We start from the raw sequence: 25,973 nt of genomic DNA on the forward strand, positions 1-25,973 counted from the left end.
AAAAGTTTAAGAAAAGTGCTTAGTTTATATAGTCAAATAAACTCAGGCCAGTCACTCTGCCAAAGGTAGCCTGTACCGCTTGCAATGCAGTTTCCTGTTTTACCAGTTCAGTAATGCCTGTACTGTAATCCAGTTCCACTACGTCGGCTTTGTGAGATTTAGTGGCAATGAGTACATCTTCATTACTGCCAAAAATGCTGTCAATCACATTTAAGCGACCACCAATAGAAGACACGGCAGAATCGACTTTTGTTGAAGCATTGTCAATTTCAACTGTGGCATCCAGAATACGCTCGTTCAGCACATCCCCGCTGTCGCCTGCTTCAATGCCATTAATTAAGTCGGTTAAAGAATTCAGAATATTGGTTTTTTCTGGCGGTTGCAGGCTGAAATCCACAGTACCACCTGGTGCTGCACCAGTGACATCAACCGACAAACCATTGTAGTTAATTGGCTCTCCAGGCGTGTAAGTGCCTGTGACTGCTGGTACTTGAGAGGCACCATTGCGCTGAATTTCATAATTGGATGGCGCAGAAAATACCACTGAGTAGTCATTGTTACCCGGCGTTAAACCGTCATAATTTTGCTTGTAAAAATTATCGAACACGCTCTGGTTGGCCACTGTCACTTTAGCTGCTGTCACAGGAGCGCCAACAGTTGCATTGCTGGTCTGAAAACGCTTGTCCACACTGTCAAAAATACTGCGGCCGCTGTCATTGGCAGCAATCGAAATAGACAAAGACAGCTGAATAGATTTTTGACCTTCGTCACCATTAAACTCATAGTCTCCGGTGGCGCTGTTCAGGCTGTATGGCTGGGTTTGATCCTGAAAACCAGAAAACAAATAACCACCCAGTTCATCCCGACGATTCATCAAATCAAATAATTCATCACGAATATTGCCTAACTGATCACCTATAGCTTTGCGATCGTTCTCATCGTAGGTGCCATTGCCTAACGACAAGGTTAAAACCCGGGCTCTGTCCATCGCATCCCGAACACTGCTAAGCACAGTTTCCTGGAGTTCAAGGCTGTTACGTGCTGCAGTGTTGTTATTCTGATACTGATTGGTTTGCTGAATATTGGCTTCCAGACCAATAGCACGGGCGGCGCCGGATGGATCATCAGCAGCAGTCAGAATTTTGGTCTGCTTGTTCAGCATTAAGCTTGCAGTTTGTAATTTGTCCTGTGTACTTAAAATTGAATCCAGGCTCTGGCTGTATTTCATGTTAAACGTAGTACGCATTATTACCTCGCCGCCTGCAACAGCGTGTCAAAAATTGTTTGTGACGTCGACAATATTTTAGCCGCCGCTGCGTAAGTTTGCTGAAACCGCACTAAGTCCGCCGCTTCTTCATCCAGACTGACACCAGATAATGATTCATGCCATGCTGTCGTTTGTTCTAACAAGGATTTAGACGATGCAGCGGCAACACGAGCCTGACTGGTTTGAGTACCAACAGAGCCAACTAACTCCGAATAAGCCTGGTTAAAAGTTTGATACTTATCTGCATTGACTGTGGTGGCTGCGTTGATGCGAACCATATCGGAATTTTGCAGATCACCCAGCAACAAGCCGTTTCTGTTGTCTTCAAAACCACCAGCGTTGTAAGCAATACTGAATGTATCGCCCACTTGCGGCACACCTTTAACAGAAAAATCAAAACCAGCATCAGCAAAGTTAACCGAACCGCCTAACAAGTTCTGATAATCAGTGCCGGCGAAGGTAATAGTCTCACTGACAACAGGAGCGCCTGAGTCTTCGATCAGAAACTGATTATTGCCCAAATAAGTAATAGAAATGGGGCCATCGGTAAAGTTAGCTGGCTGCGATAATCTGTTGCCTGTCTGGCCTACGCTGGTGATAGATAGTTTATCTATTTCAGCATTGCCCAGATTTGTCAGTGTTTTTTCACTTTTAAGTGGAGATGCCAAAGCTATAGCCTCAGGACGATTTGTCGCCAGACTAATATTCTGTGCCGCCACACTTAAAGGCTTTAAATCAAACTGGTCACCCGCGGCAAAAGCCGGAGCACCATTGGTTAAAGTAATATTTAAACCAAAAAAATCGTTGGTATCGTCTGATGTTACAGTGACAGGAAAAGTCACACCGGTCCGGCTGATAGCAGTACCTGGTATCACATTGCCTGACGCGTCCATAGCTTCGACAGTAAAAGCATCAGGAGCGGTAAAGGTGATACGCAGGTCATTAGCCGGAATATTTTTGCCTTGCCCTGCTGCCACAGAGGCAGTAATGGCCCCACTGCCAGTGTTACCGGCGTAAGGCAAAGCAGTAAAATTTGGTAAGGTGAATAAATCACCGCCCAAATTACCATCGGCATTCATGCCCAAACGGTTTTGGGTGTTAAAGGCATCGGTGAAGGCTAATGCCAGTTGCCCCAACTCCCGCTGAGCTGGATCCAGCACTTTAGTCCGAAACTCAAGAGATGCGCCTATCTTGCCTCCTAAATCTGTTTCGGAGACATTAATGATCACATTCTGATTAGTACCAGCTTTAAGCTGTAAAGTTTTTCGATTTGGATCCGGGTTACCCGCCACGCTGAATAAATTAAACTTGCCGTTTCCGAGTACAAGAGACTGCCCACTGCCCAGAAAAACCTGTTTATCACCGTTTTCAGCATCCAGCACATTAATATCAACCAGAACAGATAACTCTTTAATGGCCTGGTCTCTTTTATCGAGCAAGTCCAACGGCGGTGGCTTGGCCGGATTATTACCGTAAGCAAAAATCTCTTGATTTAAACGAGCAATCACACCAATTTGCTCATTTGCATCTGCAGCATCAGTTTCCAGTTGCTGAGTGAGGTACTTGTTTTGCGCTGTCATTTGGCTAGACAGCGTGTTGAATCTGTTCAACAAAGTTTGCGCGTTCCCCATCACTAACTGACGGGAAGCTGCATTGGTTGGATCATTAATCGCCGTTTGTAACTGACTAAAAAAAGATGACATACCTGTCGAAATACTGTTGGACTGATCGGACATCAAAGTATCAACACGGCTCGCTTCGGATAAGTACTGGTTGGCATAACCAACGGAAGAGGTATCACGCCACATTTGCTTTTGGGCAAACTCATTGACCAGACGTTCTGTGGTGCCACGCCCTACTCCAAGCCCCAGTATATTCGACTCAAACTCTGTACGTTGTCTGCTGTAGCCCGGAGTGTTCAGATTGGCGATGTTATTACTTGTAGTCGAAAGCAAAGCAGTACTGGCCAGTATGGCTGAGGTTCCAATCCGAAGTAAGTTATCTGACATCTGAGTCTCCGCTGATGCCTGTGCATCGTTGCTTTATTAACCGGCATGGCTGGTTAAACATCTGGTTTTATTCTCTACTCGTTGTTTGCAAGCAGGTTTCGTGCCTGTTTGAAAGTTTCACTGTTAAATACTGAAAGAATTTTCTGAGCGTAATTTGGATCTGTAGCATAACCAGCTGCCTGCAGCTGTTGAAAATAAGCTTTGGGGTTATCCGCCATAGCAACAGCCTGCTGATAGCGAGGGTTGGATTTTATAAAGTCGACATAATCTCCCAGGCTTTGCTCTGGCGATTCATAAGCACGGAATTTAGCTTTCTCTTTTTGTGCCACACCCTGACGATACTCCAGGGTATCCACCACAGCAACGTCACCTTGCCAGCTGTTATGCGCTTTGATGCCAAAAAAGTTGAAGCTGTTATTGCCTTCAGCCGTTTTAAAGGTACGTTGCCCCCAGCCGGTTTCTAACGCGGCCTGAGCTAACAACGCTAATGGCTCTAAACCTAGCTTCTGTGCAGCTTGTTTAGCTGCTGGCATTAGTTTCTTTATAAAGTCGCCAGGGCTTTCAAAAGTCCAGTCGTCATTGTCGGGTTCAGAAATCAGCGTTTCAGTGGTCACAACTGGGGGTGCAGGTGCGGCTGCTGCAGGTTGTGCTATATCAGCTGATTTTTTCACCTGAGCAACAACAGCTGCCGCATCAGTTTTTGCAGCTACACTGCTCGTTAATTCACGCACCGGAGCGGCTTCAGTCGGTACCTTCAGCATAGAAGCTGGCGTGGTCTTGCCTTTTGTTGGCCGTAATTGCTGTACCAGTAAATCGGCTAAGCCTAAACTGCCTTTTTCTGACAGATCCGTTGCCAACTGTTTGTCATACATGTCTTTATAAAACTTGGTTGCACTAGAGTTGAGCGCACCGTCATCTTCGAATACTTCATTGGCTTTGCGCATGCTGCTCAGCAACATGCCCATAAAAATAGATTCGAACTGTTTAGCCGCTTGTTTCAGCGCTTTATCATCATCTCCACCGGAGTTATGCTTCAGCTGCTGTAAGCTGGTTAAATCATGATAGTTAACTTTGTGCTCAACTTTACTCATTTAGATCACCACAAGCTCACCATGAATGGCGCCCGCTTCTTTTAAGGCTTCTAAAATGGCCATCAAGTCACCTGGCGCTGCGCCTACGGCGTTGATGGTGCTGACTAAGTCATCCAGTGTAGTGCCGGGGTCGAACTTAAACATACGCGATCGATCCGGCCTTACATCAATAATAGTATTTTGTTCAACCGCAGTATCCCCACCAGCCAAAGCGTTGGGTTGCACTACAACAGGATTCTCGGCAATGGTCACAGTTAAGCCACCATGAGTGACAGCTGCAGGAAAAAGCCGTACATCTTTACCTATGACTATAGTGCCGGTTCTGGAGTTGATAATGATTTTTGCCGACTGACTGGCAGGCTCCAGAGTTAAATTTTCCAGAGTCGATAAATAAGACACCCGCTGATCCATATCCCGTGGCGCTCTGACCTGCACTGAAGACGCATCAAGCGACAATGCGGTGCCCGGACCAATAAAGTTATTAATGGTTTCCGCCAGAGTTTTGGCAGTCGTAAAATCTGATCGGTTTAAATTAAAGGTAATAAAGTCACCATCAGCAAAAGGCGACGGCACTTCACGTTCAACAGTCGCGCCATTTGGAATGCGGCCTACAGTGGGGGTATTGACCATCACTCGTGAACCATCCGCACCTTCAGCGCCCAGACCACTGACAATTAACGAACCCTGGGCTACCGCATAAACATTGCCATCCAGACCTTTAAGGAAAGTTTGCAATAAGGTACCGCCACGTAAGCCTTTGGCACTGCCCATAGAAGATACAGTGATATCAATGGTCTGGCCCGGCTTACTGAACGCAGGTAACTCGGCATGTACTGCCACAGCGGCCACGTTTTTGATCTGAGACTTCATCCCAGCCGGCATATTGATACCAAAGTTACTTAGCATGGTTCTGAAACTTTGCTCGGTAAAAGGACTCTGCTCACCAGTGCCTGGCAAACCTACCACCAGACCATAACCCACCAATTGGTTACTGCGCACCCCTTGTACACTGGTTAAATCTTTAATGCGGGCTGCTGAAGCCGGGAAAGACAAAGCTCCGGACAACACGACCAACAAAAGGCTTTGGATTAGTTTCATCATTTCACCTGTATTAAAACGGCCACAACACACCATTAAAGAACCGGGTTAACCAACCCGGGCCCTGGCCACCATGAGTTGCCCCTGTGCCACTGTATTCAATGCGGGCGTTAGCAATTTTGGTAGATTGAACAGTATTTCGCGAATCTATATCCTCAGCACGAATAACACCTGTTAAACGAATAAACTCTTTACCCGTATTCAGGGTCAGCCACTTTTCGCCACGGATCACCAGATTACCGTTCGCCATCACTCGCAATACGTTTACCGAAATATCACCAACCAGGCTATTGCTTTGGTCTGCTTTGGAGTCCCCTTTAAAGTCTGAGGCGGAATTAGCACCAAACTGCAGGGTATTGCCAAGTGCACTGACCTCACGGCCACCTAACCCAATCATAGGATCAAAACTGGCAGAGCTGTCTTTACCAAACTCTGTTTTAGCCGTTTTAGAGGCCTGAGTATTTTCTTTCAGTACCACAGTAATAATGTCACCAGGGCGACGGGCTTTGTTGTCTGAGTACAAGCCATTAGACAACCCCTGCGCAAACAATGAACCATTGTTTGACAGCGGAACCGCTTCTGGCTCTGGTGGTAGAGGCGCAAAATTCGGGTCATCCGGCATAGGTTCATTGAAGCTGCCAGCACAGCCAATACAAAGTTGCAGTGTCAGTACTAACAAAATTAACTTGTTCATCCACCTACTCCTACAGCTGCTGGATCATGGTACCCAGCATCTGATCAACAGTTGAAATTACTTTGGAATTCATTTCATAAACCCGCTGACTTTCAATCAGGCTGACCAGCTCTTCCGTCACATTGACGTTTGAGGTTTCCAAAGCGCCCTGCACTAAAATACCGCGGCCTTCCAAACCCGGAATACCTTGCACCGGATCGCCACTGGCAGCTGTTGCAGTAAATAAGTTTTGTCCAACAGGTTCTAAACCTGCCGGGTTAACAAAGTTAGTGACTGTTAACTGACCCAAAACAGCCTGATCAACCTGACCCGGTAAACGCACTGAGACTTCACCATCCTGAGAAATAGTGATGCTTTGTGCATCTTCAGGGATCACTATGTTTGGCTGAATTTGGTAACCCGCGCCTGAAGTGACTAAGTTGCCTTCACTGTCTGTCGTGAACTGACCATTGCGGCTATAAGAAATAGTGCCGTCCGGCATCAGTACTTCAAAAAAACCATGGCCCTGGATCATCACATCCAGACTGCCTTCAGTGGTGATCATATTGCCTTGAGTAAAGCTTTTTTGAGTCGCCACCACTTTGGTACCAGCACCTAACATCAGGCCGTTAGGCAACTCTGAGTTCTGTGAAGAGCGACCGCCTGGCTGATTAATGTTCTGATACAACAAATCTTCAAATACAGCACGGCTCTTTTTAAAGCCAATAGTGCTGGCGTTGGCCAGGTTGTTTGAAATCACCGAAATGTCACGCTGCTTCGCGTCCAAACCGGTTTTACTGATCCATAAAGCTGGATGCATGCTAACCTCCCAGGCTTACGCCTACATAACTCTCATAATTTGGTTGTGTTGCCGATCAATATCTTCGGCCGTTTTCATCATTTTGACCTGTACTTCAAACTGACGTTGTAAACTAATCATCTGGGTCATTTCGCTAACTGCATTGACGTTACTGCCTTCCACTGCCCCGCTCATCACTCTGACCGTTGCATCTAATTCTGCGATTTCACCATCTTTACGCCGGAACAAACCGTCTGTGCCTTTTTCTATATCCTGAAATTCAGGCTTAACCAGCTTAAGCCGTGCCACTTCCTGCATCGCATTGGCTGGCGCGCCTTCTGGTCTGATACTGATGGTACCGTCATCGCCAATTTCCATTTTGCTGATGGGTAGAGGGATCTGAATAGGACCATCTTCACCTATCACGCTTAAGCCCGAAGCAGTTTGTAGCATACCTGTAGGGCTAAGCTGCATATTGCCTGTTCTGGTATAGGCCTCATTGCCCTCTGCATCCTGAACAGACAACCAGCCCTTGCCCTGCACTGCGATGTCCAGGTCGCGCTCGGTGATAATAAAAGCGCCGTCGTCAAAATTTTGACCAGGTCGTTCTGTCAGCGAAAAGACCCTGGTGGGTAAACCTTCACCAAAAGCCTGCATTGCCCTGGCCTGCTCCAAATCAGCTTTGAAGCCCGTCGTAGTGCTGTTTGCAAGGTTGTTCGCCTTGATGCTGATGCCATTCATATTCTCTTTGGCACCGCTCATTGCGATATAAAGTAAATGGTCCATAGTCCGGCCTCCATTTGAGATAAGTTAAGTAAAGCAAGACTGATGCCAAGAAGAAAACACTCTGTGGTCTGGCAGAAGGGAATAAATTTATATGATTGTATTTAATAGAAAAATTAAGATAGTCGTCGTTTTTAATTTTGCACTGTCAACACCGACCTGGCTAGTTATCTGGCGCCACAAACTTGAATATGTTGGTAACGGAAAACGCCGTAGTGGCTGTAGTAAAGTTATAATTTGTGACTTCGATTTGTACACGAACCTTAGAAGTGACCAGCAAAGGCTGCTTAAAAACATGACTTTGGCGTTCGCCACAGTTATAGGTTCCGATAAATACGTCAGACGGACTGTACAATCGAAATACACAATCAACAGATAAGGCCTTGATCGGGTTAAAGCCAACCATAACCAGCATATCCAGTTGTTCTGGCTTAGCTATGTTCAGGGTACGGCTTTGAGAGGCGCCGGCTTTAAGCACAAAATCAGTGGTGATCAGCACGTCCTGTTCTGCGCCACTACAGCAGAATGTCGCGAACATGCCAAACGTCAGAAGGGTTTTGAATTTCATCGTCACCTCGGTAGTTGCCAACTAAAAGCTACGAACAGAGATCTGCCTGAGTTTTCCAACAGAGCACATAAACCCCAGCAACAAAAAAGCCCAAAGTGAAACACTTTGGGCTTTTCCAAATCGTTTATTATCGGATCTGCAACACTGTATTTTGTAAGGTACTGTTCACTTCAAGTGCCCTTGAGTTGGCCTGGAAGTTACGCTGAGCGGCTATTAAATCCACCAGTTCGTTGGTCAGGTTAACATTCGAGCTTTCCAGAGCTGAGGAGTTAATAGCACCAAAAGTACCGGAGTTGGCCTCACCTGCTAAAGCTTCACCCGACATTAAACTTTGACGCCATGAGGTGTTGCCAGCCTGGGTTAAACCTTGTGGGTTAGCAAACTTCACCATGGCTACCTGAGCTAAATAGGTTTGATCGCCGTTGGAGTAAGACGCCATCACTTTGCCTGTCGCATCAATATCTACGCTGGTTAAACGACCCACTGTAGTACCGTCACCATCCAGACTACCCAGCTCAAATTTAGAGGAGTACTGAGTTGGATTTTTAGTGCCAGCCGGATCGGTAAAGTTGATTGAAACATCAGTGGTAAACTGAGCACCGTTCGCCAATAAACCGTCCAAGGTCGCTTTAGGCATCACCAAAGATGGCATAGGCGTAGTGGTTGGATTACCGTTTAAATCAAAATCCAGTACAGGTGTAGCCGCAGGCAAGGTAAAAGGAGTTCCCGTATTGTCATCTAATACCGCATAAACTTCCCAGTCATTGTCTGTAACCGGATCAGTACGACGGAAATACATAGATAAAATATGAGGTTCACCCAAACTGTCATACACAGTGGTCGAAGTCTGGTTGTTATAGGTTGCCGAGTTAGTGGCATCAAAGGCCGGAAGCGGCACTGCTTTAGGCTGCTGACGTGAATCCAGGTTCATGGTCAAAAATACGTTTTGTGTTGCACGTGGTGCACCAGCTGTATTTGGGATCTGAATAGGTGAAGTGGTACTTAAACTGACCGAAGTTGTTTCACCCGTGGCAGGGTTCACTGGGAAACCTTGCAAAAAGCCGCCGTTGTTATCAGAGATAAAGTTATTTTTATCCAGTTTAAAAGCACCGGCTCTGGTATAGGAATAGTCACGGTTACCAATTTCAGGAGCTATCGCAAAAAAGCCATCACCGGTAATAGCTAAATCCAGTGAGTTATTGGTAAATTTTAACGAGCCCTGAGAAAACTGCTGCGCCACTTTAGAAGTGGTGACACCATCACCTACTTTAGTTTTGTTTGAGCTGAATACCGAAGCTGCATACACATCCGCAAACTCAGCACGGGATTCTTTAAAACCTGTGGTATTGACGTTCGCTATATTGTTCGCTGTGGTATCAATGTCTTTTTGAGCAGCAGCCAGGCCACTTAACGCTATATTAAAACTCATAGTTCACCTCAAATCTTTGATTAGGTTGCAATTTCTTCAATATCAGATAATTTTTTCTGGCCTTGGCCATACACATTTAATAACAGGCCCTGAGTGGTGCCATTGCCTAAAGTTATACTGGTGACCGGAGCATACACAGAGGTGACTATGGCTTCATTTTTACCTGCGATAGAGCCCTCCACAGAGATGGTGTACACACCTTTCGGCGCGAGTTCCATGACCGGGTTGCCATCTTTATCCACTTTAGGAGTACCATCTTCATTCAAAGCCTGAGTATCTGTGGTTCCATCCCAAGGAAGCTGTAAACGGCCTGCGGCGGCATCCTCGATAGTCACTGAGCGGACGACAACACCATCTGCATTTTTAATCTGCACTTTGATGTTAGTTGCATCTTCAGGGAAATTTGCACTGGCAACCACGGCATTTTCGCCATCAAAGACCATATCGTCTGACTTCACCAATACATACTGCCCCACCAGAGAAGAAGCCTGTAGCGCCTGACTGGAATTCATGGTGGTAGCAAAATCTTTGAAGTTAGTATTCAGCTGTGAAATACCATCAGCCATAGTGAACTGCGTCATCTGGGCTATCATCTGATCATTTTCAACAGGCTTGGTTGGATCCTGATAGGCCAGTTGCTGTGTTAAAAGTGCAAAGAAGTCAGATTGGGTTAAAGCACCATTGCCTTCCGATTCCGGTGTTGTGGGTTTCTCCCCCCAATACATACCATCTAAAGCACTTTTATCATTGGTTACATTACTCATGCCTTACCCCTTAGCGTTGGCCCATCATCAGCGTCCGGCTCACCATTTGTTTGGCGGCATCAGCCACCTGTACATTGGTTTCATAGGAGCGTGATGCTGAAATCATGTTGGCCATTTCTTCCATAATGTTCACGTTAGGCTTGTAGATGTAGCCTTTTTCGTCAGACAACGGATGATGAGGTGCATACTCCACATTCAGCGGCGCGTCGGACTCGACTATACCCAAAACCTGAACTTTGGCGCTTTCCTGACCTTGCTGAGCCTGTTCCAGCGCTGTGGCAAAAACAGGGTGGCGGGCACGGTAGGTTTGATCAATGCTGCTGCTGATGCTGTTCGCATTAGCCATATTGCTGGCGGTAGTATTTAACCGTACTTGCTGGGCAGACATTCCACTACCAGCGATATCAAAAACGTTATAAAGGCTCATTATTGTGATGCTCCGGTAATGGCTTTTTTCAATCCACTGATACGACTATTCAGGAAGTTCAGTGTCGTCTGATATTCCATGTTGTTGCGCGTAAAAGCATTTCGCTCTTCGTGAATGTCAACAGTGTTGCCATCCCCGGTATCAGGCTGATTAGGAGTACGGTACTGAGACTCGGCATGGCGGGCTGTAGAGATTTCAAAGTGCCTTGGATCTGTGCGGCCAAGCGAACCAGACTGGCGCGACTGAGCACCGGCCAAAGCGGTTTGAAAATCCATGTCTTTTGCCTTGTAACCCGGAGTATCGGCATTTGCGATATTTTCGGCCAAGACTTGAGAACGTTTGTCGCGGATCAGTAGTGCTTCTGGGTGAAGCCCAAATGCGTTATCGAAGCTGATTGCCATTATTGCCATCCTGTTTTTCAGAGATGGCAAATACTAAGCAAAACTCAGGCCAGATTTTTTGTCAGACTTTTTTGCGATACACAATGCCTGGATTACAACGCACCATATCAAAGTCGTTGTTCAGGCTGGAGAGGGATTCAGAAGCACCAAGAAACAAGTAACCACGCGGGTTTAACGCCTGTGAGAACTGTTTAATAATTTTCATTTTTACTTCAGGAGAAAAATAGATCAGTACATTACGACAGAAAATAATGTCGAACTTACCCAGCAGCGTATAACTGTCCAGTAAGTTTAAATGACGGAATGAAACGTTTTTACGTACGGCATCTTTTAGCCGCATCATGCCGTTGCCAGAATCGTCAAAAAATTTACTCCTGCGCTCCGGCGACAAACCGCGGGACAACGCCAGACCGTCATATTCAGCGCGCTGGCAATGCTCCAACATCGCATTAGAAATGTCAGTCCCTAGAATATGCAAGCCCATAGGAAAGGCTGAAGGCCGGCCCTGTATGAACTCCATGCCAGTCATTGCGATTGAATAAGGTTCCTGACCAGAGGAACTGGCCGCCGACCAAATCTTGACGGTTTTATGATCTTTTTCAAATTCAGGCAGGATTTGATTTTTCAGCAGCTCATAAGGATAACTATCACGAAACCACAAGGTTTCGTTGGTGGTCATAGCGTCAATCACAGCGGAACGCAATTGCCGCTCAAAAGGGCTGAGCGTTTTATTCAACAGTTCAGACAGCGACGACAAACCAAAACGCTGCATCAAAGGCGCAAGACGACTTTTGACCAGATATTGTTTGTTGTCACCCAACACAATACCGCACTGTTGTTCGAGGAAATCCCGAAACAGACGATATTCACTTTCCTGCAGCTCTTTGTTTGCCACTAACATAAAACCTCTAATCAGTATGCAACCATTTCCGCACGGATTCGGCTAATTCATCGGGATTAAATTTCGCAATAAAATCATCTGCGCCCACTTTCTGTACCATTTGCTGATTAAAAACACCGCTGAGCGATGTATGCAAAATCACATGCAATGGTTTAAGCCTCGGATCCAGGCGAATTTCTGCCGTCAGGGTATAGCCGTCCATTTCTGGCATTTCTATATCAGAAATCAACAGCCCCACTTTATCAGTGACCGAATTTTGACAGGCCGCTGCGGTCTCTTGTAAATAAGTTAAAGCTTCACGGCCATTATTGACCAGGTGCATCTGCACCCCTAAACCTTCTAAAGCGCGTTTCACCTGATTCCGGGCTACTGCTGAGTCATCGGCAATCAGAATGAGTCTGTCACCCAAATCTTCACTAATAGTCGAAGTAACGACATTGCTGCTGATCATTGTGGGTGACGGTGAAATTTCTTCGAGAATTTTTTCAACATCAATAATTTCAACCAGCTCTTTATCAATTTCAGTGATTGCGGTCAGGTAGCTCTGTTTACCACCAGTACCTTTTGGCGGTGGCATAATTGCAGACCAATTGATATTGATGATTCGTTCAACAGACTGGACTAAGAACCCCTGCACAGAACGGTTGTATTCAGCGATGATAATAAAACAGTCTTTGGTATTTTCTATAGCACGACCACCTGTGGCTAAACTCAAGTCAATGACAGAAATCGTCTGACCACGGATATGGGCAATACCTCTGACGTATTTATTACGTTTTGGAATAGCGGTTAAAGGAGGACACTGCAGTACTTCACGTACTTTAAACACATTAATACCAAAACGCTGGCGACCATTCAGGCGAAATAACAAAAGTTCCAGTCTGTTCTGACCCACCAATTGAGTGCGCTGATTGACTGAATCCAGAATACCCGCCATAGAAGACTCCCCTGCCTGAAAGAATTAGTGCCCCCTAAGAGATCGGGAACGATTCTTGCTTAGGTCACGCTAGGATGAAAAATGACTGAAAATTGACATACTTAAGTATGTTATAACCCTTTGCCGATAAAGCATAGCTGAAACCATATGAAAATGTACGATAATTTTTTGAGATACCCCCTGCTTTGCGCTTTGTCCGCAGCAGTGTTTTGTGCGGCATTTTCGCTACAGGCGGCAAGTTTCAGCCCTCAACAATTAACAGCGGCAGCAAAGGATTGGCTGAAGCAGCAGAAGGAAATTCCACAAGGTGCTCAAAGTCAGATCTCAACTCTGGACTCACGTCTGGGGCATAAAACCTGTGATCAGCCTTTGCAGTTTAGTTTTGCAGGTCCGGTCGGCAATCAGGCGACAGTACAAATTCGCTGTCAAAGCCCGCAAACATGGCAATTATTTGTCGCAGTTCGGTTTAGCCAGCAAACAGAAGCTGTACTGAGTTTACGAAATATAGCTTTAGGTTCTTTAATCACTGCCGATATGTTAACGCTTGGACAAGCAGATCTGAGGTTGGCCCGGGGTTCTTTAATTAAAAACCCGGCTTCAGTACTGGGAGCTAGAGTGAAAAGAAGCCTGTCAGCAGGACAAGTTGTGACATTGCAGGATCTTTGTCTTGTATGTAAAGGCGATATAGTTACAATTAGTGGATTGAATAACGGTCTTGAAGTCAGGGCTGTAGGAATAGCTCAGATGGATGGCATTCTTGGTGACCAGATCCAGGTGACCAACAGACAGTCCAACAGAACGATAGTCGCAGAAGTAGTTGCAGTGAAAAAAGTTGCAATAAAATTTTAAATTCTTACTAAAGTTCTGTCGACCGCTGCCGTTATACAAAGTAAGGGATCCGAAACCGGATAGAGAGGGTAGAAAAATGGCGATCAATGTAAACACAGGCCTGCCAGTCACTCAACAAGTGAAAGCAGATAAAGCCGAACAACAAAACGTTCAAAAACAGCAGGTTGTGCAACAACAGGCCGTTCAGCAGCAAGCCACTACAGGCACAGCTGCACAAAAACAGGATTCAGTGTCGCTGACGTCTCAGGCGCAGCAATTCAGCAAAGCTCAGGAAAAAGCGAAAGCCAGCTCAGGTATTGATCAAGAGAAAGTTGATAAGATCAAACAAGAGATTTCTGAAGGCAAATACAAAGTGAATGTAGAACAACTGGCGCGTCGTATCGTCCAGTTTGAAGGCGAGTTTTTCAATAAAAAATGAGTACCGCCAACTCCTCTATTCTCACCCTGCTAAATGAGCAAGAGCAGCACCTGGACGTGCTGCTCTTGTTGCTTCAGAAGGAGCTGGACGCCATCCGGACCCGCGATGTTGAAGCACTCAAAAGTAATACCGAAGAAAAAATCCAACTCCTTGAACTGGTTCAGGCTGCGGATCAGCAATTAGCAGTAGTACCCGAACTGGCTGAAGCGAAAGAACAAAGCTGGTTTCAAGAGCATTTACAGCGTCTTGAAGAAAAGCTGGCTCAGTGTAAATTCCAAAATCAAGTCAACAGCCAAAGCGTGGAACAAAGCCAGTTAGTGATTGAACGCTTTAAAACCGAGTTGTTACAAAGCCGTGGCCGTGCAGGGTTAACCTACACCAATAAAGGCAAAGCGGCTCAGGTAGATAAAGGGCCAGGCATTAAAGCCTAGAGGCTCCGTTACCCGACAAAAAAACCGTCATCTGACGGTTTTTTTGATCTGCAAGCAGCACCAGCTATTAATAGTACTTCACATTTTTTATGCGCCGAGCTGGTTGGCTGTTTAAATACAGGTCATACACCTGTTTAAAATCCAGTTCCAGCTCTGTGGCGTATACATCCCCCACCGGATAAGTTTTCACTACCCGGGCACCACGAATAATGCCACTGACAGAAGAGCTCAACTGATCGTTGCCTACCATCATTTGCTGCATATTGGCTCGGGCGTCAATTCTTTGGCCATAGACCTGCTCTGCCAGCTCACGATAAGCCTCCAGCTTAGAGGCTTTCATCGCCATCAACATTCGTTCCTGCTCAGTGGCTCCAGGTTGTTGACTTAATGGCGCATAACCCACAGCTTTCAGTACCGGAAAACGTTCTGGTTCAACAGTTTCCCATTCTACATGCCGATCTGCTACCAAACTGCAGCCCGGTAATAAGGTCAGTAACAATGCGCTGATTGTCAGTTTGTTCATCATGGTGTGCCTCTGCCCACTTTCGCTTAATTTCATCGAGATAAAGAATGCACAATCCATGCCTTTTCTATAAATTAAGTTTTATTGGTAGAAACACGAATTCAGGCATAGCTTTTGCTTCGTACTCACTTAATTACTTTATTGAGGATTTGTCATGCGTCTATCTGCGCTCAGCTTATCAATGCTGGCATTGCCACTGCTTTGTGGCAATGCCATGGCTGATTGGTACGAGGCAACAGGTCAGGCCGTGTTGCGCTCTGGTGATACTAAAGCAGCAAGAACAGCTGCGACCGAAGATGCGGTGCGTAAAGCCTTACTCTATTCAGGGGCCTCTATCCGCACAGTGCAACAAGTGACTGACGGCTTATTGACTCAGGAGTCTATGGTTTTACAAACTCAGGGCGAAGTCCAGCATGTACAAATAGTCTCAGAGACTGAAGAATATGGCTATATCAATGTCACTATCCGTGCTGACATTTATCCTGATCAAAATCAGTGTGCCAATCTGCAACTGAAAAAAGAGCTGCTGATCAGCCCCTTTATCATTGAAAACCGTGAACAGGCCATTGCAGGGCAATTGTATGAGCTGGATCAAGCCAGTACCAGTTTGTTTATTCAGAAACTGGAAGAGTCCTCAGGTTCAAGCCTGATCAAACTGCTGCCTCAATCTATCCGGCAAAAAGAACTGAGTTATGCCGACCGCAGCGCATTACAACGCAATTATGGCGGCCGCTATTTACTCAAAGCCAGTTTGGGAGATGTCTCTTTAGGAGAGCGTGTTGGCAACAACTGGACCTTTTGGTCCGATCCAGACCGTGAACGTTTTTATCAGCTGCAGCTGGAGTTATCTGATATTCAGGAACAAAAAGTATTGTTGAACCAGAAATATCAAACCTCTGCCGTATGGGGTTTTCGTGACACTACAGTCATCAGTCCAAAAACCCAGCGCTTCTGGCAAACAGACTATGGCAGGTCCATCGAACGGGTATTAAACGCAGCAGCTCAGGATGTAGAAGAAGCGTTACGCTGTGAAACCATACTGGCTGATATCACTCTGGTGGATCAGCACAAAGTGCTGTTGAACCTTGGCAGCAAACAAGGGTTAAAAATTGGCGACGAACTTACTATTCTGCATCGTCGCCAGCACAAAGACAGTTTAGGTCAATTGCAGGATCAACTGACCATCAGTGAACTGAAAGTGAAAGTGACTGAACTGACCCACCAGAACGCCTGGGCACAGAGTGTGAATATGGATTTATTAGCTAATGTTCAGGTTGGCGATGCAGCAACTTTGGTTCAAGAGCAAAGGTAAGCCAGCGCTTCTGGATCAGAGCACCCTGCTTTTGTCATAACGAAGTTCAGCAAGATGACAGATTTGTTCAATAAAGAACCTGTTGAATTGACTGGAGTTCACAGCGCTCAATGGATGTGGTAGCTTAGCCCTCCTGTTCGCTCCATAGTTAAATGGATATAACGGCCCCCTCCTAAGGGGCAGTTACAGGTTCGATTCCTGTTGGGGCGGCCATCTTTTCTGAGTGCTGTTTTGCGGCACAAGCTCACTGACCCTCTTTACAAGTATCAGGCTTACAGCTGTTGTAACACCAGAGCCGGAATTAACGTACTTGCTGAGCTGATCACAACATTATTCCTGGTAGAAACCACTCTGCTGGTGATTTGCAAACCACGACGTGTCGGAGTCATAGTACCTATCAGGACATAATCAATGCCCTGAGGACTCCTGAGTTTTGATATGGTGCGGGATAAAGATAAATCGCCTGTTGGACCTACGGTAATATTTTTCGTCAGTTTGTATTCAATCACTGCAGCACCATAACCAGGCAATACGGTACTCAACTCTTCAGCAAGCTGGTTGCCTATTGTGCTGGTGTGTTCAAGCTGCGAATCAAACAAAACAAAACTCGCTACCCCTACTTTGGCACCCTGTAACTGTTGATTTCCGGCCAGTTTAAAGGCCAGTTGCGCCACATAGTCACTCAATGATTTGCGGCTTTGAAGGAACTGAGGAGCCGAGTTATACAACTGCGGATCTGCAGCAGCCACAGCTAATTCAGAAGGTAAAGTTCTGCGACTGAATTGTTTTACCCTCAACCCCGGAATAGGCTGACCATTGTTCACTGCAGCACTGTCTAACTGGGACTCCTGTGTCATTCCCATGGCAGGCTCAGCCTCCTGAAAAGGTTGAGTCAGGCCAAACCATTCAGTATCTCTGTTATACGTCGTTGCACTTTGTGTGTTGGAGCTTTCGGATGAAGAGTCAGAGTCACATTTACAAAGTTCAGTGGATGAGCTGACCACTACGGAGTTTTCAGTGAAACCTTCGTCAGCCATCTGCTGGCTATCAGCTGTAGCAGACGAACTGGTGGTCACTTCTGTATTGCCAGTGTTTGAAGCAGCGCAACCGGATAGACTCAACACAGCTGCTATTAACAGTGCTTTGGCTGATACCGAGGACGTAGTTGAATTCAATGAGTTCATAAAGTTATCCAGTTTCAACCTGTTAAGGTGTTCCAGCCGCTTTTAACTGCAACAAAGGTGCACTATGGGTTGCCTTTAACGCCTGCACCACATTTTGTGGAATAAAGGCCTGGGCCGATGCCAGCACTTTTTTATCGTTTACATTGACCATTCTTGCATTAACAATAACTCCACCCTGATGGCGAACTAAAGTTCCGCCCAACACAACACTGATGGGGAACTGCTGAGTCAGCTCGAGGAAATCGCGGCTAAAGGTAAAATCACCAGTGGGAGTCACTCGAATATAATCCGTGGTTTTAAAATCTGTTACCGCTATACCAAACTGAGTAGCTTCATGCATAAAAGCCTCTGAGAGTTGATTACCCAACAAATCACCTTGCTGGTAATCCCCATCCAGATAAACAAAACTGGTCACCCCTACACTAAAAGTGGTACTTAACACTTCCAGATTGGCCGCTAAATCATGCATCAGACTTTGCACATAGTGATTGACCGTAATGGCAGGTTCAGGCTTATAGCTATGTAACTTCATTCCTGCCATTCGGGCGTTTTGTACTGTGGCGCTATCGTATTGATTAACATAAAGCTCGTCCGAATTAGAACGCTCTGCAGGTTGATCCTTTTTATAGGTCACACGGCCTTGTTGCAGCTCAACCTTGTTGGCTGGCAAAGCAGGCCTGCCTTTAGAGTCAGTATCAATCAAAGGCGTACAACCGGAAACAGAGGCAACAGCAATGATGCTGCACAAAACAAAAAGCTGGTTATAGGTAGTCATCGATTAAGACTCCGAATTGCGATACAACTTATTATGGCGCAACTGCAACTGTTCGTTTGGCCATAACACATCTACAGGAATAACACTGGAAGCCGCAGCTAACACTTGCTGGCTTTTCAGGTCGATTAATTTGGCATTGACCGTGATATAGACTTCGCCTTCGGTCAGGGTTCCGGTGATCACATAACGCGCCTGTTGATTTTGAGCCAACAGACTTAAATCGCGTCCTAATGAATTTTCATAGCCTGTATGCACTAACACCGCGTCATTTAAACGTATTTCACTCACCTGATACCCCAGTTGAGTGGCGACAGTCTGCATACTTTCCTGCAACTGCAGGGAGGCATTGTAGCTGGAGTTGCGGCTGGTATCAGGAGCCATCAATTGCACGTCAGCAAAAGTAGTGACGGCTATAGCACCGGATTCCAGAGGCTGCAATTTGTGAAACAACTGATCAGCCAGCCGCTCGGTATAAAACAATAAGGGAGGATGCTGCGCTGCTTTTGAGAGTTCCACAGGATCGGCAAGATCTTGCCCTTGCGGCAAAGAACTGCAGCTGCATAACAGCAGTACTGTAATGACTGACCCGAATATTCGCACTGTAGCCCCCGGTGTTGGTGTTGCTTGCTGATCACTGTCAGATACACAGCAAAATTAATGCCATGAAGTTTTTGACGGTTTTTGCAATCCCGGAATTCGCCAGACTCGATGCAGTGGAGCATATGGACGGGAGGGGGCAAGCCCCTCCCCTACAGGTTTATATCGCTATGGGGGCTTTGATGGCAGGATGCGCCAAATAATTGACCAGCTCAAAGTCGTCGATACTAAAACCAAAGATATCTTTGATAGCCGGATTTAATTTCATTTGAGGTAAAGGATGAGGTGTACGGCTTAGCTGCTCGTTCACCTGCTCCATATGATTGCTATACAAATGGGCGTCGCCAAAGGTATGCACAAAATCGCCTGGAGTTAAATCACAAACCTGGGCCACCATCATGGTCAACAAGGCATAACTTGCGATATTAAAAGGCACACCCAAAAATATATCAGCGCTGCGCTGGTATAACTGACAAGACAATTTGCCGTCATGCACATAAAACTGAAATAAAGTATGGCAAGGCGGTAACGCCTGTTTCCCCATAGCCGCATTGTCTTTTGGACTGAATTTGGTATCAGGCAATACCGCAGGATTCCAGCCGCTGACGATTAAACGCCGTGAATCCGGATTAGTTTTAATGTCATGGATAAGTTGACTGATTTGGTCGATAGTACGGCCATCCGGTGTTTGCCAGCTACGCCACTGGGCGCCATAGACTGGGCCTAAATCGCCCTGCTCTGTGGCCCACTCATCCCAAATCGACACTTTATTGTCTTTCAGATACTGAATATTGGTGTCGCCTTTAAGAAACCACAACAGCTCATGAATAATGGAGCGCAGGTGGCACTTTTTCGTCGTCACCAGTGGAAAACCCTGACTTAAATCAAAACGCATCTGATAACCAAACACGCTGATGGTGCCTGTGCCAGTGCGGTCAGATTTTTTATGACCATGTTCCAGCACATGGCGCATTAAGTCTAAATACTGCTTCATGCCTTGCTCTCTTTCTTTACTGCTTTTTTTGCACTGCTTTTACTTTCAGCTTCAGAGCCGGTTTCACGAGAGTAGCCCCAGATAATCAGGCCAAGACCGGCCACTATCATTGGAATACAAAGCCACTGGCCCATCGACATACCCATCGACAATAAACCTAAATGCGCGTCCGGTTCCCGGAAGAATTCAATAATAAAACGAGCCGTACCGTAGCCCAGCAGGAATAAACCAGCGACATTACCTGCAGGTGGATTTTTGCGTTTGTACCATTGCAGCAAAATAAACAGAATGATGCCTTCAGCCACCATTTCATAAAGCTGGGACGGATGACGTGGCAACATACCGGAGTTTGGAAATAACACAGCCCAAGGCACGTCAGTAGTACGGCCCCATAATTCGCCGTTGATAAAGTTACCTAAACGGCCAAAGGCCAAACCTAAAGGCAGCAGCGGCACCACAAAATCGCCAAGCTCAAGATACTTTTTGTTGTTGCGCCAGGCGAACCAGGCCATAGCCGCCATCACACCTAACACACCACCATGGAAGGACATGCCGCCTTCCCAGGTGCGGAATAAATACAGCGGGTCGGCCATTAAGTTACTGAAACCGTAGAACAGCACATAGCCAAAACGGCCACCGACTATCACACCTAAGAAACCGAAAAACATTAAATCGCTGACCTGATCACGAGTCCAGCCAGAACCTGGTTTATCGGCCTGACGATTGGCCAGCCAGTTGGCCAGTAAAAAAGCGATCACATACATCAGGCCATACCAACGCACAGCCACAGGCCCAATGCTGAAAATCACTGGGTCAATTTGCGGGAATAAAAAATAAGAGTCCACTATAAAAAATCCTGTTCTAAGCAATAAATCTGCATGGCGCAGTCACGCAAACACACATTCATCTAAGGTCAAACATTGTAACAGCCCTTGGTGCTGTTAAGCACGTAATTGGTTCAATAGCTGTTTTTGATCGAGGAAACGTTGTACTTGCAGACGAACTTGTTTTGGCGACTGACAGGCCAGAATTTCCGGCAGCAGCAATTGCAGTTCAGACATATTGACTCTGCGCAGCAACCATTTGATTTTTGCCAGATTACTGCTGTTCATACTGAACTTGTCATAGCCCATAGCGGCTAAAATCAGCACACCGGCAGGCTCACCCGCCAGCTCGCCACAAATGCTCATCGGCAGTTGTAAACCCTGAGCCTGCAATGACATCTGGTGCAAAGCACGCAATACCGCAGGATGCATCGCATCATACAAACCAGCCACTCGTGGGTTGTTGCGATCGACAGCCAATAAATACTGGGTTAAATCGTTGGTACCCACTGAGCAGAAATCAATTTTCCGCGCCAGTTCAGGCAACTGATACATGATGGACGGTACTTCAATCATCACGCCGACTTTGGCTTTAGGCAGCTGCACTTCAGTGCCAGCTAATTCATCAGTCAGTTCAAAAGTGGCTTGTTTGATTAAGCGCAGCGACTCATCCACTTCGGCTAAATCCGAAATCATTGGCAGCAAAATATGCAAATTGCCCTGACCAATGTTGGCCTTCAGCATAGCGCGGATCTGCACCAGAAAAATTTCCGGATGATCCAGAGTTAAACGAATACCACGCCAGCCTAAAAAGGGGTTTTCTTCAATAATGCTGAAATAAGGCAGCGCTTTATCACCGCCCACATCCAGAGTTCGCATCACTACTGCTTTGGTTGGATGTGATGCTAATACTTTTTTATACAACTCTATCTGCTCCGCTTCAGTCGGGAAACGGTTGCGCATAATAAAAGGGAATTCTGTACGGTATAAACCTATACCATCTGTGTAAGATGGCTGAGTACTTTCCAGTTCAATAGCAAGACCAGCATTGACCATTAAGCTAAAAGGCGCACCACAAGCGCTCTGAGCGTTTAAATGCATCTCGGATTGATAACGGGCGCTCAACTGAGCATCTTCGCTGATCAAGGCCTGATATTCAGCCACTATAGCTTCAGCGGGAGCCACTAAAATTTGACCACGGTAGCCGTCAACAATCAGACGTTTACTTTGCCAGTGAAACAACGGCAGCTCGTCCAGCCCCATCACAGCAGGAATGCCTAAAGCACGCGCCATAATAGCGGCGTGTGAGTTGACTGAGCCTTTCAGCGAAACAATAGCCACCAGTTGAGCGCGTGGAATTTCAGCCAACATAGTGGCAGTGACGTTATCAGCCACCAGTACTACTTTTTCCGGCAATTTATGATGGCGCTGCTCAGTGTCGAGCAAATGATTCAGTACCCTTTGGCCTAAATCACGGATATCTGTGCCGCGCTCTCTCAGATAAGGGTCGTCCATATCGTCAAACTGGCGGGCAAACTTTTCGACCACACGTTTCAATGCACTTTTAGCACACCAACCTTCGTGAATTTGTTTTTCAATTTCATTGCCAAGGCTGGCGGCGTCTAATAACTGATGGTACACATCAAAAATAGCCAAAGCGTCTGGCGGTAAATGCCCGGCCATACGTTCAGCTAAACGATTAAATTCGGCTTTGGTAATTTTGACTGCTTTGTAAAAACGCGACAGTTCCTTTTCCGGATCGTCGACTTTTTTCAGCGATATCGCATCAAAGTCACTGGACGGTTCCAGTACAAAACCTTCACCTATGGCGATACCAGGAGCGCCGGGTAAACCCTGCAACTGGCCTGTACTGTTATGTTGTTTTGAATTCTGGCTGGCTGCCTGACGCATTTCTGCATTCACCAGCACAGAGGCAAGCTGCACGCCTAAAGTCACTAAAAAGGATTCTTCGTCTTCACTGAAGACCCGTGATTCGCCCTGCTGTATGGTTAATACACCCAGAACTTTACGGTGATGAATAATAGGGCAGCCTAAAAAGGCCGAAAATCGGTCTTCACTGACTTCAGGGGTAACTTTAAAACGAGGGTGTAAATGAGCTTGGGCTAAATTGATTGGCTCTTCACGCTGACCGACCCAGCCAATTAAGCCTTCAGAAAAGCCAATAGAAATTTGGCCAACGGCTTCAGGATTTAAGCCGTCTGTGGCCATCAACATAAAATGTTGCTGCTCATAGTCGGCTAAATAAACAGAGCAACACTCTGTTTTCAGTGCATTTTTTACGTTCGAGACTAAGCCAGCCAATGCGTTATTCAGTACCGGCTCTTGCGCCACATCCTGCACTATGCGCCTTAACTGGCTCAGCATTCCTAACCCCTTCTGATTAACTTCTCATTTTTTCCATCTCTACGAAGATACGGCAATGCAATAGGGGCAAACTCTTTCATCACCTTACGGTACACTTCCCGCTTAAAGGCGACGACCTGACGCACCGGATACCAATAACTGACCCAACGCCAGTCATCGAACTCCGGATGCGAAGTTTTTAACAGATTTACGTCTTCATCCTTACAGGTCAGGCGCAACAAAAACCATTTTTGCTTTTGCCCTATACACACCGGATTACTGTCCCGTCGAATTAAACGCTTAGGTAATTTGTACCTTAGCCAGTGTTTGGTTACAGCAATAATTTCTACATCTTCAGGCTGTAAACCAACTTCTTCGTTTAACTCGCGGTACATGGCCTGCTCTGGGGTTTCCCCGTCATCAATGCCGCCCTGTGGGTACTGCCAGGAATGTTGACCGTATCTCCTTGCCCAAAACACCTGTCCCTGGTGGTTGTATATTACAATGCCGACGTTGGCTCTAAAGCCTTCAGCGTCGATCACAAAAACCTCTAGCTTGGTTACAGCTGTTGTTTCATCGATTCTTTCATAAAGTCACGACTTCGGCAAATTGTATTTTCTACAGAGTTATCCACAATTTAACTGATTAATTAGCACGCACTGTGAACTTCTACACAGGCTCTGTTCATAAAGCTGTGCATAAGGGTGTTTTTGTTCTTGAATAACTTTGAATCGCTGGAATAACACTCAACCAATACATAGAAAATAATCATAAAAAACATTGGGTTATAGTGAAAAGATTGCTATTTGAGCAGTGTTACAACTGTGCATAACTTGCTTTGTTTACTTTTTGAACAGCAAAATATGCCAAAAAATGTTAATGTTTTGAAAGACCTGAATCACTGCTGCTTTTATGACGCTTTTATGAGCCAGCCTCCCAAAAATACAGAAGAATTACTAGAACGTTGTTATCTGATTGCAGGCCTGACTTTAGGCCAGTTGGCAGAGCACTATCAGCTTCAACTGCCTGCCAATCTGCAACGGGAAAAAGGTAGTGTAGGCCAATTGCTGGAACTGGTATTAGGTGCCAGCAGTGGTAGCAAAGCCGAACCTGATTTTCCTCATCTAGGCGTAGAACTGAAAACCTTACCTGTGGACCGCTTTGGTAAACCTCTGGAAAGTACTTATGTTTGTGTGGCGCCTTTAACTGATGTGACGGGGTTACACTGGCAGGAATCCTGGGTGTGTCGCAAGCTCAGCAAAGTGTTGTTTGTGCCCATACTGGCTGAACGTTCTATTCCTTTGGCTGAACGTCAGATAGGCACAGCTTTTTTATGGAGTCCGGATGCTGAACAGCAGGCCTTGTTGCAACAGGATTGGGAAGAGTTGATGGAGCTGATTGTGTTAGGTGGCATCGATCAGATTAAAGGCGCGCATGGCAAAGTACTGCAATTAAGACCCAAAGCAGCCAATAGCAAAGCCTTAACTTCTGCTATTGGTGCTGAAGGCCAACCTATTCAAACCCTGCCTAGAGGCTTTTATTTAAAGGCCAGCTTTACTGCTTCATTACTGGCCCGCCAGTTTGGTGTTTAACTCTGGTATTTACTGAGTAGTTGTTGATAATCGCCACTGTCTTTTAGCTGCTGTAGCGCCTGGTTAAAGGAGCTGACCAGTTCTGGTTTTACTGTGGATTTGCTGAACATCACATAAATCGGACTTTCAGGCAGTTTCACAGGGTGGGGCTGAACTTGTTGCTCTAACCCTTTACGCCGGATAATAGCAGCACCAACAAAACTATCTTCCAGCACAGCATCCACCTGATCATCCAACAGCACAGCGATATTTTGCTCGCTCATCGAAGACTCCACAAACTGTGGACGCATATGTTCGTCGCTATACAAGGCGCTGATTTGTTCACCGTAGTAATAATCGCTGATCAGCCCCACCTTGTGTTTCGCCGCTACCATTTCTGCTACAGATTGAAAATTGTATTTGTCTGCATCGTTCTTACGCACAAACAACTGAAACTGCTCAGCACGGTAGGGTTCAGAAAATAGCGCAAACTCTTCACGGGCAACTGTTTTGGATGCGCCCAACAGCACATCCAACTGCCCTTGTCTGAACTGCCCTAGCAACTCCTGCCAGGTGCCATGTTGCAGCACCAAGGTACAGTTCATACGGCCGGCAACGGCTTGTACTATTTCAATATCCAAACCACTGGCTTGTTGTTCCAATCCGACATATTGGTAGGGTTCCCAGGATTCAAAACCTAGTTTCAGCTGGCAAGGTGCGGCTTTGGGTTCAGAGGGAGTTTCTGCCACTTTAGTGACGGCATCAGCAGGAGTAACAACAGAGGTTTGAGTTTCAGCAGGTTTACAACCAAACAACAGCAGACAAACTACAGCGCTGCATAGAAAGTGTTGAACGTTCATAAGCGGCCTCTTTATTTTTTAGTGTCTATCCGCTTTGAGCTTAGTGCATCTAGGCAATTTTTCCTCTTACATCAGATACTTTTTGTAACCATAAGTAAACAAAAGCCACCCGAAGGTGGCTCCA

At 46.1% G+C, this 25,973-nt stretch carries 28 protein-coding genes and 1 tRNA gene; 6 read left to right on the forward strand and 23 right to left on the reverse strand.

The genetic code is table 11. The features are described from left to right. Positions 1–19: 19 nt before the first annotated feature. The 14 genes from flgL to LSG37_RS01340 form a co-directional block, all read right to left on the reverse strand. Positions 20–1,246, reverse strand: a complete 1,227-nt coding sequence (flgL, locus tag LSG37_RS01275; protein WP_233078050.1) for a flagellar hook-associated protein FlgL — start codon at positions 1,244–1,246, stop codon at positions 20–22. Positions 1,247–1,248: 2 nt separating this feature from the next. Further along, the gene (gene flgK, locus LSG37_RS01280; protein ID WP_233078051.1) at positions 1,249–3,276 is read right to left on the reverse strand and encodes a flagellar hook-associated protein FlgK; all 2,028 of its coding nucleotides are present in this window, start codon (positions 3,274–3,276) and stop codon (positions 1,249–1,251) included. Between the two features lie 74 nt (positions 3,277–3,350). Then, positions 3,351–4,367, reverse strand: a complete 1,017-nt coding sequence (gene flgJ, locus LSG37_RS01285) for a flagellar assembly peptidoglycan hydrolase FlgJ (protein ID WP_233078052.1) — start codon at positions 4,365–4,367, stop codon at positions 3,351–3,353. Continuing rightward, positions 4,368–5,465, reverse strand: coding sequence for a flagellar basal body P-ring protein FlgI (locus LSG37_RS01290; protein WP_233078053.1), 1,098 nt, complete (start codon positions 5,463–5,465; stop codon positions 4,368–4,370). Between the two features lie 13 nt (positions 5,466–5,478). Then, positions 5,479–6,159, reverse strand: coding sequence for a flagellar basal body L-ring protein FlgH (gene flgH / locus LSG37_RS01295; protein WP_233078054.1), 681 nt, complete (start codon positions 6,157–6,159; stop codon positions 5,479–5,481). A 10-nt stretch (positions 6,160–6,169) separates the two neighbouring features. Continuing rightward, positions 6,170–6,958: a flagellar basal-body rod protein FlgG gene (gene flgG / locus LSG37_RS01300; RefSeq protein ID WP_008898555.1), complete on the reverse strand. Its 789-nt coding sequence runs from the start codon at positions 6,956–6,958 to the stop codon at positions 6,170–6,172. A 21-nt stretch (positions 6,959–6,979) separates the two neighbouring features. Next, positions 6,980–7,723, reverse strand: a complete 744-nt coding sequence (locus LSG37_RS01305; RefSeq protein ID WP_233078055.1) for a flagellar basal body rod protein FlgF — start codon at positions 7,721–7,723, stop codon at positions 6,980–6,982. Positions 7,724–7,883: 160 nt separating this feature from the next. Beyond that, complete coding sequence (locus LSG37_RS01310; protein ID WP_233078056.1) at positions 7,884–8,288, reverse strand: hypothetical protein; 405 nt, start codon at positions 8,286–8,288, stop codon at positions 7,884–7,886. Positions 8,289–8,415: 127 nt separating this feature from the next. Then, complete coding sequence (gene flgE, locus LSG37_RS01315; protein ID WP_233078057.1) at positions 8,416–9,717, reverse strand: flagellar hook protein FlgE; 1,302 nt, start codon at positions 9,715–9,717, stop codon at positions 8,416–8,418. Between the two features lie 20 nt (positions 9,718–9,737). Next, complete coding sequence (locus LSG37_RS01320; RefSeq protein ID WP_233078058.1) at positions 9,738–10,481, reverse strand: flagellar hook assembly protein FlgD; 744 nt, start codon at positions 10,479–10,481, stop codon at positions 9,738–9,740. Positions 10,482–10,491: 10 nt separating this feature from the next. Next, entirely contained in the window at positions 10,492–10,908 is a 417-nt protein-coding gene (gene flgC, locus LSG37_RS01325) for a flagellar basal body rod protein FlgC (RefSeq protein WP_233078059.1), read from the reverse strand. Continuing rightward, complete coding sequence (gene flgB, locus LSG37_RS01330) at positions 10,908–11,309, reverse strand: flagellar basal body rod protein FlgB (RefSeq protein ID WP_233078060.1); 402 nt, start codon at positions 11,307–11,309, stop codon at positions 10,908–10,910. The genes flgC and flgB overlap by 1 nt, the downstream gene beginning before the upstream one ends. A 61-nt stretch (positions 11,310–11,370) precedes the next feature. Then, on the reverse strand, positions 11,371–12,210 hold the full coding sequence (locus LSG37_RS01335) for a CheR family methyltransferase (RefSeq protein WP_233078061.1): 840 nt from the start codon (positions 12,208–12,210) through the stop codon (positions 11,371–11,373). A gap of 7 nt (positions 12,211–12,217) precedes the next feature. Continuing rightward, positions 12,218–13,147: a chemotaxis protein CheV gene (locus LSG37_RS01340; RefSeq protein ID WP_233078062.1), complete on the reverse strand. Its 930-nt coding sequence runs from the start codon at positions 13,145–13,147 to the stop codon at positions 12,218–12,220. Positions 13,148–13,315: 168 nt separating this feature from the next. On the opposite strand from LSG37_RS01340, the gene flgA reads away from it, so the two are divergent. From flgA to flgN, 3 genes are all read left to right on the forward strand, one after another. Further along, on the forward strand, positions 13,316–13,996 hold the full coding sequence (flgA, locus tag LSG37_RS01345) for a flagellar basal body P-ring formation chaperone FlgA (RefSeq protein ID WP_233078063.1): 681 nt from the start codon (positions 13,316–13,318) through the stop codon (positions 13,994–13,996). Positions 13,997–14,072: 76 nt separating this feature from the next. After that, a complete protein-coding gene (flgM, locus tag LSG37_RS01350; RefSeq protein ID WP_233078064.1) occupies positions 14,073–14,414 on the forward strand; it encodes a flagellar biosynthesis anti-sigma factor FlgM in 342 nt (113 codons plus the stop codon). Beyond that, positions 14,411–14,845 carry a flagellar export chaperone FlgN gene (gene flgN / locus LSG37_RS01355; RefSeq protein ID WP_233078065.1) on the forward strand — a complete coding sequence of 145 codons (435 nt, stop codon included), beginning with the start codon at positions 14,411–14,413 and terminating at the stop codon, positions 14,843–14,845. The genes flgM and flgN overlap by 4 nt, the downstream gene beginning before the upstream one ends. 67 nt (positions 14,846–14,912) lie before the next feature. Here the strand turns inward: flgN and LSG37_RS01360 are convergent, their stop codons facing one another. Further along, positions 14,913–15,371, reverse strand: a complete 459-nt coding sequence (locus tag LSG37_RS01360) for an LPP20 family lipoprotein (protein ID WP_233078066.1) — start codon at positions 15,369–15,371, stop codon at positions 14,913–14,915. 151 nt (positions 15,372–15,522) lie between these two features. Between LSG37_RS01360 and LSG37_RS01365 the strand changes: the two genes are divergently transcribed. Both LSG37_RS01365 and LSG37_RS01370 read left to right on the forward strand, forming a co-directional pair. Next, on the forward strand, positions 15,523–16,680 hold the full coding sequence (locus LSG37_RS01365) for a flagellar assembly protein T N-terminal domain-containing protein (protein ID WP_233078067.1): 1,158 nt from the start codon (positions 15,523–15,525) through the stop codon (positions 16,678–16,680). 138 nt (positions 16,681–16,818) lie between these two features. Next, positions 16,819–16,893: transfer RNA gene (locus tag LSG37_RS01370), tRNA-Arg, on the forward strand. A 59-nt stretch (positions 16,894–16,952) separates the two neighbouring features. Here LSG37_RS01370 and LSG37_RS01375 read toward each other — a convergent pair. The 7 genes from LSG37_RS01375 to rppH form a co-directional block, all read right to left on the reverse strand. Further along, the gene (locus tag LSG37_RS01375; RefSeq protein ID WP_233078068.1) at positions 16,953–17,864 is read right to left on the reverse strand and encodes a FlgO family outer membrane protein; all 912 of its coding nucleotides are present in this window, start codon (positions 17,862–17,864) and stop codon (positions 16,953–16,955) included. A 22-nt stretch (positions 17,865–17,886) separates the two neighbouring features. Then, positions 17,887–18,639 (reverse strand): FlgO family outer membrane protein, encoded by a 753-nt coding sequence (locus tag LSG37_RS01380; RefSeq protein ID WP_233078069.1) that lies wholly within the window; start codon positions 18,637–18,639, stop codon positions 17,887–17,889. A 3-nt stretch (positions 18,640–18,642) separates the two neighbouring features. Further along, positions 18,643–19,239, reverse strand: a complete 597-nt coding sequence (locus LSG37_RS01385) for a FlgO family outer membrane protein (RefSeq protein ID WP_233078070.1) — start codon at positions 19,237–19,239, stop codon at positions 18,643–18,645. Positions 19,240–19,396: 157 nt separating this feature from the next. Then, positions 19,397–20,230, reverse strand: a complete 834-nt coding sequence (locus LSG37_RS01390) for a thymidylate synthase (protein WP_233078071.1) — start codon at positions 20,228–20,230, stop codon at positions 19,397–19,399. Continuing rightward, complete coding sequence (gene lgt / locus LSG37_RS01395; protein ID WP_233078072.1) at positions 20,227–21,075, reverse strand: prolipoprotein diacylglyceryl transferase; 849 nt, start codon at positions 21,073–21,075, stop codon at positions 20,227–20,229. Before lgt ends, LSG37_RS01390 begins: the two co-directional genes overlap by 4 nt. 96 nt (positions 21,076–21,171) lie before the next feature. Continuing rightward, positions 21,172–23,439: a phosphoenolpyruvate--protein phosphotransferase gene (gene ptsP, locus LSG37_RS01400; RefSeq protein WP_233078073.1), complete on the reverse strand. Its 2,268-nt coding sequence runs from the start codon at positions 23,437–23,439 to the stop codon at positions 21,172–21,174. 2 nt (positions 23,440–23,441) lie between these two features. Next, a complete protein-coding gene (rppH, locus tag LSG37_RS01405; protein WP_008898589.1) occupies positions 23,442–23,960 on the reverse strand; it encodes an RNA pyrophosphohydrolase in 519 nt (172 codons plus the stop codon). Between the two features lie 381 nt (positions 23,961–24,341). Here rppH and mutH point away from each other — a divergent pair, with 381 nt between their 5' ends. Next, positions 24,342–25,010, forward strand: coding sequence for a DNA mismatch repair endonuclease MutH (gene mutH, locus LSG37_RS01410; protein ID WP_233078074.1), 669 nt, complete (start codon positions 24,342–24,344; stop codon positions 25,008–25,010). Here the strand turns inward: mutH and LSG37_RS01415 are convergent. Beyond that, positions 25,007–25,849: a substrate-binding periplasmic protein gene (locus LSG37_RS01415; protein ID WP_233078075.1), complete on the reverse strand. Its 843-nt coding sequence runs from the start codon at positions 25,847–25,849 to the stop codon at positions 25,007–25,009. The two genes, mutH and LSG37_RS01415, sit on opposite strands and share 4 nt — an antisense overlap. Positions 25,850–25,973 lie beyond the last annotated feature (124 nt).

The organism is Rheinheimera soli (assembly GCF_021290985.1).
GTDB lineage: Bacteria > Pseudomonadota > Gammaproteobacteria > Enterobacterales > Alteromonadaceae > Pararheinheimera > Pararheinheimera soli.